We start from the raw sequence: 12,263 nt of genomic DNA, 5'->3' as shown, positions 1-12,263 counted from the left end.
AATTAAGAGTTATCGCTTACAGCATTAATAAACACTTCATTCATACTTGGGATTTTTTCGTCAAATGAGCGCACCTTTCCTACATTCACAAGATCCAGAAGGATATGATTCTGATCCTTTTCATTTTTTAAATCAAAAGAAATAAGGTTGTTCTCATTTTTCAGATTAAAGATTTCATATTTGTTGCTGAAACTTTCCATTTGAATATCATTTACATCAGAAAGTGTAATTCCAAAAATATTTTTCTTGAATTTTTCTCTTACATCGAAAACTCTTCCGTCGATAATTTTTTTTGAATTATTGATTAAAGCTACATAATCACACATCTCCTCCACACTTTCCATTCTGTGTGTGGAAAGGATGATGGTAGTTCCGTTATTTTTTAATTCAATAATCTGATCTTTAATGAGATTTGCATTTACAGGATCAAAACCGGAAAACGGCTCATCAAGGATCAGTAAATGCGGCCTGTGAAGCACGGTTACCACAAACTGGATCTTCTGCGCCATTCCTTTTGAAAGCTCAGACAGCTTTTTCTTCCACCATTGGTCAATATGAAGCTTGTCGAACCATTTTTTGGCTTCCTGCAAAGCATCGTTTTTGCTCATGCCTTTCAGCTCACCGAAATAAAGAAGCTGGTCTCCCACGGTCATATTCTTATACAGCCCACGCTCTTCCGGCATATAGCCAATATCTTTAATATGATCGGGATTAAGCTTTTTGCCGTTGATCTGGATTTCCCCGGAATCAGCCTGTGTAATTTGATTGATGATACGGATGAAAGAGGTTTTTCCCGCTCCGTTCGGGCCTAAAAGACCGTAGATACTTCCTTTCGGAACATGGATGCTGAAGTCATCCAGAGCCACCTTTTTACCGGCGTTGTAAGTCTTTCTAATATGTTCTGCTTTTAGCATTAATCTGTTTTTATAATTAGTATAAAAATGTTCCGAAAGTTACGGAATAATTAAGCTAAAAGAAAAAATCCTGATGATTATCAGGATTTAAATTATTGTTTCACAATCTGGGTAACTTTCATTGTGTTGTCGCTCAAAATATAGCGGATGAGATATTTTCCAGGTTTTAATCTTTCGATATTAATCTCCCCGGAATTCATGTTCACCGAATACGTTGCGACCTGCGTTCCCAAAATTGAATAAAAGATCACACTTTTGATTCTTAAATTAGAATCTTTTGCCTTAACGATCAGAAAGTCCTTTGCAGGATTCGGATAGGCAACAAGCACCCCATCGTCAGACTTCTGAGAGAAGGAGCTCGGCTCTTTAATCTGTGCCTTTAAATTGTTGGAAATCCCAACGAAAGCGCCTAAAAAGATAATTAAAAGTAAAAGTTTTTTCATCAAGTTATAATTTCTCTATGTATTTCTAAGCAAAAGTAAATAATTCTACAATTCTATGCAATAGTTTTTTGTATAACTTATGCTAAATTTGCATTAAAAATTATTCAAAAAGTATTCCAAAAAATGATACATTCAAGAAACAGAAGGCTGAGAGTAAATGATTCTATCCGAAGTCTGGTAAGAGAATGCACTCTTACAACGAGTGATTTTGTAATGCCGATCTTCGTAATGGAGGGCGAAAACAAGCAGGAACCCATCCCGTCTATGCCGGGGATTTTCAGGAGGAGTATAGATCTTACGGTGAAAGAGTGTAAGGAATTATTTTCTTTGGGAATAAAGGCTGTCAATCTGTACATGAAAGTATCAGAAGACCTGAAAGACAATACAGGGAAAGAAGCCTGGAACAAAAACGGGCTGATGCAGAACACGATAAGAGCGATTAAAGATGCCGTTCCGGAAATGATTATAATGCCCGATGTGGCATTGGATCCTTATTCAATCTACGGTCATGACGGCATTATTGAAAACGGTAAGGTTATGAACGATGCTACCAATGATGCATTGGCCAGAATGTCCGTTTCCCATGCTGAGGCCGGAGCTGATATTGTGGCGCCAAGTGATATGATGGATGGCCGGGTTCAGGTGATCCGCGAGGCTTTGGAAGAAAGCGGATTTACTGATGTGGGAATTCTAAGCTATGCCGCAAAATATGCAAGTTCTTTTTACGGGCCATTCAGAAGTGCTTTAGACAGTGCTCCGAAAGATAATATGGAAATTCCTAAGGATAAAAAGACCTATCAGATGGACTTTCATAATTCCAGAGAAGCATTAAATGAAGTTTTCAAGGATATAGACGAAGGTGCTGATATCATCATGATCAAACCGGGACTTCCTTATCTGGATATTGTTTCGAAAGTTCGTGAGGCTATTGATCTTCCGATTGCAGTTTATAACGTGAGCGGAGAATATGCAATGGTAAAAGCGGCTGCCCAGAACGGCTGGCTGGATAATGATAAAACTATTATCGAAAGCTTAACCTGCTTCAAAAGGGCAGGAGCAGATATGATTTTCACATATTTTGCAAAAGAGGCGGCGATGATTTTAAACAAGTAGTTTTTAGAGTTTTGAGTTAAGAGTTATGAATTATGAGTTTAATTGCTCTGCAAATTTTGTAGCGTGGCCAACGTATAATTCATAACTCTTAACTCAAAACTCATTTAAGAAATATCAAAATCCTTTCCCTTGGTAAACTTCGCAGCAAAAGGAGCCTGGTTTCCTGTATATTTAAGGATGAAATTTTTCTTTGTATCCGTATCTACATTTGCTTTAACTTCCACATTCTGAGTCTGGAAAACAACGTCCAGATCCACTCCGGATTCTTTCTCCAGGTTGATTTCAACGCTTTCCGCATAGAAAAGAGATGTGCTCAAAAAATTAAACTTCACATTTTTACGGTACGTTCTGGATTCATTCTGAGTAAATTCGGAATATTTTCTTAAAATTTCAACTCCCGGAGAATCTATATTGGTAATTCTTGATTTTGTAACGCCGTTTACCCTTACTGAAAAGTCTTTTGCATTATTAATATCCCCCGTTAAGCCGATATTGAAAAGAGAAGGCAGTGAAAGCCCGAACTCAATCATATTATCTTTCGTGAACTCAAAATCAGGAATAAGGGCCGGAAATTTCTGAACATTTATCAGTTGATTTTTAAAAATATTCAGTTGTTCGCCGGAAAAAAGATAGCCTATCAGGTTATTGTTAGTCGTGCGCCAGTTTCTTCCGTTCCACTCATAGATTTCGCAGAGTAAAGTGTCTGCGGAAGAATGGGGAAGGAGATCCATATCCTGCCATTTGAACACTTCTTTTGCGTAAGGTCTTCTGTTGACAATGGTAATTCCCAGATCTAGAGCCAGAAGGTCCGTCAGTTGTTGATTATTTTCCATAATGATTTGATGTGTTGATTACTGTAAAATTATGGAAATAAAATCGATTTTTTTTAAATTCATATTAAATTATAACCAACCTTTTTTACCATAAACATAAGTGTCATCAAACTGCTTATCACTCATGAAAAGGTATAAAATCCCCTCAATAAAAGGAATAATAGAAGCCGCTCCAACTGTGATGATATTCAAAACCAATTGAATAACTCCTTCTTTTGTATATCTAAATAAAATTTGTTCAAAGCCAGCCATCCAACAAGAATTCCCAACAAGGCAGCCGGAATTTTTTTCTCAGAACGATACGTTGCACTGTTTTGCTGATTTTGATTATTTTCTGTTTTTGTGTACCCGTAATTTTCCATTTTAAATATTTTTTTGATGTTTTAAATTGTTTTTAATGAGTAGTTATTAAACGTAAAATGTTACTTATTAATTGTCGTAAATTAAATTTGAGAATCCTTCGACTTCGCTCAGGATGACAAACGCTAATACTATTTGGTCAAAAATATACAACATTGGTATCGTTCTTAACATGAAGCAGTCGAAGTATGTATTAGGCCATTATCATTATATTAAAAATTCATAAAACTTTCACCATCACTTTTTAATCTAAAAATTGAATTCAAAAAAACTTTATCTTTGCCTTTATGATTTTACGCGGAGAAAACTTAATCAAAGAATACGGTCCTAAAAAAGTTGTAAAAGGCGTTTCTGTACAGGTTCAGCAGGGAGAAATTGTTGGTTTGCTTGGTCCGAACGGGGCAGGAAAAACCACTTCATTTTACATGATTGTAGGATTGGTTAAACCTACTTCAGGTAAAATTTTCCTGGACAAACAGGAAATCACCACAGACGCTATGTACCGCAGGGCACAAAAAGGAATTGGCTATCTTGCCCAGGAAGCATCCGTTTTCAGAAAACTTTCCGTGGAAGAAAATATCATGGGAGTTTTACAATTGACAAAACTTTCGAAGCGTGAGCAGCAGATCAAATGTGATGAGCTGATTGAAGAATTCTCACTACAGCACGTTCGTAAAAACAGGGGAGACCTTTTGTCCGGAGGAGAAAGACGTAGAACGGAGATCGCACGCTGTCTGGCAACAAGCCCGAATTTTATCCTTCTGGATGAGCCTTTTGCCGGGGTAGACCCCATTGCTGTGGAAGATATTCAGAAAATTGTAAGAAGTCTGGTTGATAAAAATATCGGGATTCTGATCACGGATCACAACGTTCAGCAGACGTTGGCGATTACCAATAAAACCTACATCATGTTTGAAGGAAGGATTTTGAAAGAAGGCCTTCCGGAAGATCTGGCGAATGATCCTCAGGTAAGGGAAGCTTATCTTGGTGAAAACTTCGTTTATCAGAGTATTTTAGACAAACCGAAAAAGAAAAGATACGCATACAATATCTGGGCAGGAAATTTTGATTCAAAGTCACAGCTTCAGGGGTTTGTAGATGAAAACTTCTCTCAATATGATGACCTGAGGCTAATGTACGGTTTTGAAGATATCAGCTTTGCATCGTTGGCCAATTCGGAGATTGAGCATATTTTTAATGATGTTGTAGATAAAAACGCCAATAATTCTTTCGTGTTTCAACGTAAGGAAATTAATTCACAATACTCCATGGAGCAGGCTGAAGCAGAATCGAAGGAAGCAAGCAAGCCGGAACTTCATTATCTTACGACTTATATATACGAAGGATAATGAGCGATCATTCAGATATTTATAAAGATTTTATTCCCGGGACTAAAGTTTTTTTAGAGAATGAATATGGCGGTATCATTGATTTTAAAGCAGATAAACTCTCAACAATTATTCGTTGGGATACTCCAAAAGAAGATGATATTGAAGATTGGTTTTCTATGCGGGGAAGTTTTTTTGATTTAGGAGGAAGAATTATAAATCAAGATTATAAATTTAAGTACATAAATGATGATGGGAGTCTAAAAGATATTTAATCTAAAATCATTTGCTGAAAAATAGAATAAAACGTACCTTTTCTCTTGTAAAACGGTGCGTTTTTTTAGTTAAAACAATTCCCTATGGCAAAACCTTTCAACAGAACAGTCACCTTATTCGGAATTTACAAACAGCTGATCCCGTTCATCAGACCTTACCGGCTGATGATTTACGGAACTTTATTCCTTACATTTTTAGGAGCTTTGGCGGCGCAGGTGAATCCACTGGTTTTAAAATATACGGTGGATGAGGTGACAAAATTGACGCATCTTCCACATCCGATGTCCGAGGGAATTCATATCCTGGTGGTGATAACCATTATTCTATTGGGGAAAGAATTGTTAAATATCTTCATCAATTTTGGGCAGAAATTTTATGGTGAAAAAATCAGAATCAATGTAAGCTCGGTGCTTGCACAATCTGCAATCGACAAGATTTTAACGTATCGCGTGGCTTATTTTAATGATGAAAACCATGAATCGGGAAAGCTTCAGATCAGGATCGACAGGGGGATTGAAAGCTTAACAAGGCTTGTGCAAAATTTTTTCATAGATATGCTTCCACTGTTTTCCAATTCTATTATCGCGTTGGTTATCATGTATATGCAGAATGTGTATGTAGGAATTGTTTCTACCATTATTGTCCCGATTTATTTTTGGATAAGCTCATTACAGGCAAAAAAACTTGGCGGAGTAAGGAGAACCCTGAGAAATCAGCGTGAACAGAAAACTTCCGGGCTTTTGAATTTAATTAATTCCATTATGGTTATTAAAAGTTTTGTCCGGGAAAAATTTGAAGGAAAAAAACAATACGATCTCCAGATGCAGTTGATGGAAAGCCAGATGTTCACCAGAAAAACGAATTTTATTTATGATGGTTTAAAGACTTTCATTGAGCAGTTTGGGGTGGTTTTAATTATTCTTCTGACGGTTTATCTGGTGCTGGACCAGCAAATGACAATCGGTGCTATCATGCTTCACATCATGCTTTTCAATAATGTTTCGTCTCCTATCCGCCAGCTTCACAGGATTTATGATGATATGAATGATGCGATGATCTACGCAGAGGGTTATTTTGATATTTTAAATGCTGAAAATGAAAAAGAGCCCAACGGAAATTTTGTGGAAAAAGATATCAAAGGAAATTTTGAACTAAAGAATGTCAATTTTACTTATCCCAACGGAACTAAGGCATTGCATGATGTTTCCATGAAAATAGAAAATGGTAAAACGACCGCTCTGGTCGGCCTGAGTGGTGCCGGAAAATCAACAGTAATCAATCTTTTGTGTAAATTTTACCTTCCTGATTCCGGGGAAATCCTGCTGGACGGAGTTAATTTAAATAATTTTGAAAATACTTTTTTAAGGGATGATTTAGGATTGGTGCTTCAGAAAAACCACATTTTTCAGGGGAGTATCGAAGATAATATACGCTACGGAAATATGAACGCTACTTTTGAAGAAATTGAAGCAGCAGCAAAAAAAGTATATCTCCACGATCAGATCTTAGACCTTCCGGACGGCTATAATCACGATGCTACCCAGCTTTCCGGAGGTCAGCAGCAGAGAATTGCCATTGCAAGATTATTCTTAAAAGATCCGCCAATCATTTTCCTGGATGAGCCTACTGCAAGTCTGGATGCCATCGCCACTGAGCAGATCAAAAATTCTTTGGATGCCATAAAAGCAGGAAGAACCGTGATTATTATTTCTCATTCTCTTTCGCAGATTTTGGATTCTGATAAAATTTATGTGATGAAAAAAGGAAGGGTGGTAGAAAGTGGAACTCATGATGAATTGGTACAAATCAACGGAATATATCGCGAAATTTTTGATGCATCGGCAAGAAGCTTAAATTTGGATAAACTGATGAATACTTTTAAGGAGAATTAGATATTTAGAAATTAGAAATTAGAAATTAGAAATTAATTTTGCTAAACCCTAAACCCAGAACACCTTCCAACCCCAATGAACGACCATTACCTTAAAAAACTCGACCGTGTCACAGCCATTCTCACACAGCTGCAATCCAAACCGATTGTGAGAGCGCAGGATTTGGCGGCAAAATTTGATGTCAGCATTCGGACGATTTACCGTGATGTAAAAACATTGGAAAATGCCGGAATTCCTATTGTTGGTGAGGCGGGAAGCGGATATTCTCTAATGGAAGGTTATAAGCTTCCGCCGGTAATGTTTACTAAAGAAGAAGTTTTGAGTTTTATTACCGCTGAAAAATTAATGCAGAAATTTTTACATCAAAGCTTGGGTAATCACTATCAAACGGCCATGGAAAAAGTGCGTTCCGTATTAAAATATTCAGATAAAAATTTAATTGAAAATATTGAAAAGCAGATTGATATCTATAATCATCACCCTAAAACGGAAGACAATATCAAAAATGTCATTCCTATTATCCTTGAGAGCATTGCAGAAAAGAAGCAGCTAACCATTGAATACAAAACAATTGACTCCAAAGTATCTACCCGGACGATTGAGGCGGTTGGTGTCTTTTTCGAGTTTAATTATTGGTATATTATGGCTTTTTGTACACTGAGAAATGATTTCAGGCAGTTCCGGGTAGACAGGATTTTGCAGATCATTAAGACTCAGAATCCATTTTTGCAGGAATACGGGCAGATTAACGATTACAGAAAAAACTCCAACGGCAATAAAACCAAAGTCAGGCTTTTGGTTGAAAAAAGAATTATAGGACATCTGGTAAATTCAAAAAAATATTACGGTTTAATCGAAGAAATCGAAAGGGAAGACTGCTTCGAACTCATCTTTGAAACCGACTGGATAGATGAAGGCTTTCCGCGCTGGCTGATTACTTTTGCGGACTTTGCCACCGTTTTGGAGCCTGAAATCCTTCAGACAAAGCTAAACGAGTTATTGGTGAAAATTTCCAGTAAGCATGCATAAAAAACTCCGGCAAAATTCTTGTCGGAGTAAGGCAATTTAATTTGAGAATGATTATTTATAACAAATTATGAATGATGATTTTTCATATTTGCTTTGATGAGGTTTTTAAGTTTAAATAAAGGCATCAAAGAGCTTAAAATCTCTCCCAAAAAAAAGGCGGCTCGATTCCTAAAGCTCTTAAATAAACATACCCCTGTCCGCGGTGATGAATTTCATTATCAACGAAATACAAAATATTCTGGTAAACCGGAAATTCATACTGCCCGAATAAATTGAAAGTTTCCTGGAAACGCTCTTCAGAAATTTGTGCAAAATATTGGTTGATAACCTCTGTTTCTTCGTCCCATTTTTTCAAAATATCTTCTTTGGTTTTCGGGTTGAAGCCTTCTTCGTTGTAAGCTTCCATGTTTTTGTTGATGATTCCTTTCAAAGCAGGACCTCCGATGCTGATCAGTTCTACGGCCAGTTTTGCAAAAGGTCTCATTCCTGCCACAGAAAATTCAAATAATTCTTTTTCCGGGAATGCTTCTATTACTCTTCTTGTAAGATTTCTGTGCCCTTGCCAGTGCTCTAATAATTGTTCAGAAGTCATAAATTGTTTTGTGATGGTTGCTGTAGTTGTCATAATTTTTAATATTGTTTGTTATTGTTGATACAAAGATAAAACAGGGTGATGACAACAGTTTGTCAGTAGTAATTTGAGATTTTAAAAAAGTTTTTCTTTATCAAATAAAGTTCGGGACTTTCCGTTAAAGGCTTATACTTATGACATTGTTAGGTAGATAAATAATTTGAAAGTGGTCGGTCTTTTGGGATCGATCATTTTTTATACAAAAAGATTAATAAAGCAGTTAGTATTAAGCATTGTCATCCTGAGCGTGTCGAAGGATCTATTCAATAATAAAAACATTTTCAACAAATTCATTAGAAGCTATTCCAGCTTTCCACTATATCTTTTGGGTTACGGTCTCCTGAACTACGTTCGTAAACCTCCAGTTTATGCTCCGCCCTCAACCCAAAAGGATGCCGTTGCAATCTGGGCTATGGCGGTTGTCGGAATTAGAAATTTAATGGCATTCAAAATCAAAATTTGTAAACCTTATGAGAAAAAAGTAATTTAGTCCTATGAAAATTTATACGAAAACAGGAGATAAAGGTCAAACGGCTTTGTATGGCGGGACCAGGGTTTCAAAAGCAAGTGCAAGAGTAGACAGCTATGGGAATATAGATGAGCTCAATTCTTTCATCGGGATCGCAAAAAGTCATATTGAAGATGAGGAAGTTTTACAGCAGTTAAAAAAAATACAGTTTGATTTATTTACAGTAGGTTCAGAAGCTGCAACACCGGTGGATAAATTGATGCTGGCCAATGGAAAATCCCGTTTACCATTGATTATTTCCGATACTGAAATCGAAGAACTGGAAAACTGGATGGACGCTTTTGAAGAGAAATTAGAACCACTTCAATATTTTATTCTTCCCGGCGGAGGAAAATCGGCTACATTTTTACATGCGGCGCGAACAATTTGCAGAAGAGCCGAACGTTCTTTGGTTTTCTTAAATGAATCCGAAGAAGTTCGTCCGGAATTAATTAAATATTTAAACCGACTTTCAGATTATCTTTTTGTTTTGGCAAGATACATCTCAAAAATCAATAACGAACCAGAAGAATACTGGAATCCAAATGAAAGATAAAACATTACTTTTCATCAATGGAGATGCTCCAAAATCCTTTCCCAGTCTTGAAAAATATGATTTAATAGCATGTACAGACGGCGCTTTTCATTATCTGAAAGGCCTTGGTTTCCCTTTGGAAAAGCTGGATTTCATTTCCGGTGATTTTGATTCGCATTCCGGAAAAGATGAAAATATTTATGAAGAAAAATTCATATATACTCCTGATCAGGATAAAACAGATTTTCATAAAGCGCTGGAAATTATTTTAGCAAAAGGTTTTACGGCTGTTGATGTTCTGGGCGGAAGCGGAGGTGAGCAGGATCATTTTTTGGGAAATCTTACTGCTGCTTTCGGTTTTAAGGAAAAATTAAACATAAAATTTTATGATGAGTTTTCCGAATATTATTTCATTGCTAAAAATTTTTCTGTAAAAGATGTAAGAGATAAAATAATTTCATTGTATCCCTTTCCTATAGCTGAAAATATTACAACAAGAGGATTGAATTGGCCCTTGACCAACGGGAGCTTAAGCATCACCTCAAGAATTGGCACAAGAAATTTTGCCGTTGATGATGAGGTTTTCGTTGAATATGAAAAAGGTGATGTGTTGATTTTTATTGGAAAAAAATATCTGTAGCCTTTTGTTCAAATTCTACTTAGATTAATTTCAAAATCTGTGGTAAAAAATAAAAAAAACTATTGATATTGAAATCAACAAAAAACAGGGTTTAATAGATACTAATATTCAAAAGGTTCCATGTAATTAAGAGAAAAAAGAAGACTAATATCTTCAAAAGCTTACATATTGATAATCAGCACGAAAGTTTTAGTGTCAGCTGCCTGAAAATTTATAATAAATTTAACGCGAAAAAATCAAACTTTTTTAGCAATTTTGCAGTTCTTAATTCACCTGTTTAGAAATGAAAATAAAATACTCGGAACTTATTGATCAGACGCTGTATTTCCCTACTGAGGAATTCAATGTTTCTGAGAACAATTTGTTGTTTCACGACATTCCGTTAATGGAAGTTGTTGAAAAGTTTGGCACTCCGCTAAAGATTAGCTACCTGCCGAGAATTTCTCAAAATATCCAGAAAGCCAAGAGCTGGTTTAGGGAAGCCTTTGAGAAAACCGAATATAAGAAGAATTATACCTATTGTTACTGTACAAAATCAAGTCATTTCAAGTTTGTACTTGAAGAAGCACTTAAAAATGATATTTCCATAGAAACTTCTTCCGCTTATGATATGGATATCGTAAAATCTCTTTACGAAAACGGAAAAGTGGATAAAAATATTGAAGTAATCTGCAATGGATTCAAAACGGATGATTATCTGGCGAAAATTTCGGATATGATCAACAACGGTTTTGAAAATATTACCCCGATTTTGGATAATTACCGTGAACTGGATAAGCTTACAGAAAGCATAGACACTACGTTTGATATCGGAATCAGGATCGCTTCTGAGGAAGAGCCGAAATTCGAATTTTATACCTCAAGATTAGGAATAGGATATAAGGATATTATCCCTTACTACAGCCAGAAAATCGCTGAACACCCGAATGCAAGACTAAAAATGCTTCACTTCTTCATTAATACCGGGATCAAAGACACTGCTTATTACTGGAATGAATTATATAAATGTCTTCGTGTGTATGCACGTTTGAAAAAAATTGCTCCGGAAGTTGATTCCTTGAACATCGGTGGTGGTTTCCCTATCAAAACTTCTTTGAATTTCGATTACGATTACCAGTATATGGTTGAGGAAATTGTTTCCCAGATCAAAAAATTCTGTGAGGAAGAAGGTGTTGAAGAGCCTAATATTTATACTGAGTTCGGAAGCTTTACGGTTGGAGAAAGTGGGGCCAATATTTATAAAATCATTTCCCAAAAACGTCAGAACGACAGAGAAAAATGGAACATGATCGATTCCTCTTTCATGACAACGCTTCCCGATACGTGGGCTATTTCAAGACACTTTATCATGCTTCCGCTGAACAGGTGGGAAGATACCTATGAAAGGGTTTTTCTGGGCGGATTGACTTGTGATTCAGATGATTACTATAATTCCGAACAGCATACCAACGCGATTTATCTGCCGGTTTTCAGTGATACCAAACCTTTGTATATCGGATTTTTCCATACAGGTGCTTATCAGGAAACCATCAGCGGATTTGGGGGAATTCACCACTGCCTGATGCCACAGCCGAGACACGTTCTGATCCAGAAAGATGAAAATGGGGAATTGCAGTACGAGGTTTTCCGTGAAAAACAGGAGCCGGAAGATGTATTGAAAATTCTTGGTTATAAATAATCTCATCAATAGGGGCGGGCTTTAGCCCGTTTCACAAAAACATAATATCAATTGGCTTTAGCCAAAATTTATAAAAACAAAGC

The 12,263-nt window shown here is 36.4% G+C and carries 13 protein-coding genes and 1 pseudogene; 9 read left to right on the top strand and 5 right to left on the bottom strand.

Translation table 11 applies throughout. The features are described 5' to 3' along the window. Positions 1–2: 2 nt before the first annotated feature. Together H560_RS0109305 and H560_RS0109300 are read right to left on the bottom strand one after the other, a co-directional pair. Positions 3–914 carry an ABC transporter ATP-binding protein gene (locus tag H560_RS0109305; RefSeq protein WP_027379794.1) on the bottom strand — a complete coding sequence of 304 codons (912 nt, stop codon included), beginning with the start codon at positions 912–914 and terminating at the stop codon, positions 3–5. A 92-nt stretch (positions 915–1,006) separates the two neighbouring features. Next, entirely contained in the window at positions 1,007–1,357 is a 351-nt protein-coding gene (locus tag H560_RS0109300) for a T9SS type A sorting domain-containing protein (RefSeq protein ID WP_027379793.1), read from the bottom strand. A 123-nt stretch (positions 1,358–1,480) separates the two neighbouring features. Here H560_RS0109300 and hemB point away from each other — a divergent pair, with 123 nt between their 5' ends. Next, the gene (gene hemB, locus H560_RS0109295) at positions 1,481–2,470 is read left to right on the top strand and encodes a porphobilinogen synthase (protein ID WP_027379792.1); all 990 of its coding nucleotides are present in this window, start codon (positions 1,481–1,483) and stop codon (positions 2,468–2,470) included. A 104-nt stretch (positions 2,471–2,574) separates the two neighbouring features. On the opposite strand, the gene H560_RS0109290 is transcribed toward hemB, so the two are convergent. After that, the gene (locus tag H560_RS0109290) at positions 2,575–3,303 is read right to left on the bottom strand and encodes a hypothetical protein (RefSeq protein WP_027379791.1); all 729 of its coding nucleotides are present in this window, start codon (positions 3,301–3,303) and stop codon (positions 2,575–2,577) included. 69 nt (positions 3,304–3,372) lie between these two features. Further along, complete coding sequence (locus tag H560_RS23690) at positions 3,373–3,555, bottom strand: TM2 domain-containing protein (RefSeq protein ID WP_316929360.1); 183 nt, start codon at positions 3,553–3,555, stop codon at positions 3,373–3,375. Positions 3,556–3,950: 395 nt separating this feature from the next. Here H560_RS23690 and lptB point away from each other — a divergent pair. From lptB to H560_RS0109265, 4 genes and pseudogenes are all read left to right on the top strand, one after another. After that, positions 3,951–4,676, top strand: a pseudogene (gene lptB, locus H560_RS21365) (LPS export ABC transporter ATP-binding protein); the annotation flags it as partial. Positions 4,677–5,011: 335 nt separating this feature from the next. After that, positions 5,012–5,266 carry a hypothetical protein gene (locus H560_RS0109275; RefSeq protein ID WP_228372451.1) on the top strand — a complete coding sequence of 85 codons (255 nt, stop codon included), beginning with the start codon at positions 5,012–5,014 and terminating at the stop codon, positions 5,264–5,266. 165 nt (positions 5,267–5,431) lie between these two features. Continuing rightward, a complete protein-coding gene (locus H560_RS0109270; protein ID WP_051289271.1) occupies positions 5,432–7,159 on the top strand; it encodes an ABC transporter ATP-binding protein in 1,728 nt (575 codons plus the stop codon). A gap of 75 nt (positions 7,160–7,234) precedes the next feature. Further along, entirely contained in the window at positions 7,235–8,188 is a 954-nt protein-coding gene (locus tag H560_RS0109265) for a helix-turn-helix transcriptional regulator (RefSeq protein ID WP_027379788.1), read from the top strand. Positions 8,189–8,321: 133 nt separating this feature from the next. Here H560_RS0109265 and H560_RS0109260 read toward each other — a convergent pair whose 3' ends face one another. Then, positions 8,322–8,813 carry a DinB family protein gene (locus tag H560_RS0109260; protein ID WP_027379787.1) on the bottom strand — a complete coding sequence of 164 codons (492 nt, stop codon included), beginning with the start codon at positions 8,811–8,813 and terminating at the stop codon, positions 8,322–8,324. A 184-nt stretch (positions 8,814–8,997) separates the two neighbouring features. Here H560_RS0109260 and H560_RS0109255 point away from each other — a divergent pair, with 184 nt between their 5' ends. The 4 genes from H560_RS0109255 to H560_RS0109240 all read left to right on the top strand — a co-directional run bounded on the left by H560_RS0109255 (position 8,998) and on the right by H560_RS0109240 (position 12,180). After that, positions 8,998–9,309, top strand: a complete 312-nt coding sequence (locus H560_RS0109255; protein WP_027379786.1) for a hypothetical protein — start codon at positions 8,998–9,000, stop codon at positions 9,307–9,309. Positions 9,310–9,313: 4 nt separating this feature from the next. Next, complete coding sequence (locus H560_RS0109250) at positions 9,314–9,883, top strand: cob(I)yrinic acid a,c-diamide adenosyltransferase (protein ID WP_027379785.1); 570 nt, start codon at positions 9,314–9,316, stop codon at positions 9,881–9,883. Beyond that, positions 9,873–10,502, top strand: coding sequence for a thiamine diphosphokinase (locus H560_RS0109245; RefSeq protein ID WP_027379784.1), 630 nt, complete (start codon positions 9,873–9,875; stop codon positions 10,500–10,502). Before H560_RS0109250 ends, H560_RS0109245 begins: the two co-directional genes overlap by 11 nt. Before the next feature lie 283 nt (positions 10,503–10,785). After that, positions 10,786–12,180: a type III PLP-dependent enzyme domain-containing protein gene (locus tag H560_RS0109240; RefSeq protein WP_027379783.1), complete on the top strand. Its 1,395-nt coding sequence runs from the start codon at positions 10,786–10,788 to the stop codon at positions 12,178–12,180. The last annotated feature ends 83 nt before the right edge of the window (positions 12,181–12,263 follow it).

It is taken from the genome of Chryseobacterium daeguense DSM 19388, assembly GCF_000430825.1.
GTDB lineage: Bacteria > Bacteroidota > Bacteroidia > Flavobacteriales > Weeksellaceae > Chryseobacterium > Chryseobacterium daeguense.
This window is presented reverse-complemented; position numbering and strand designations above follow the sequence as displayed.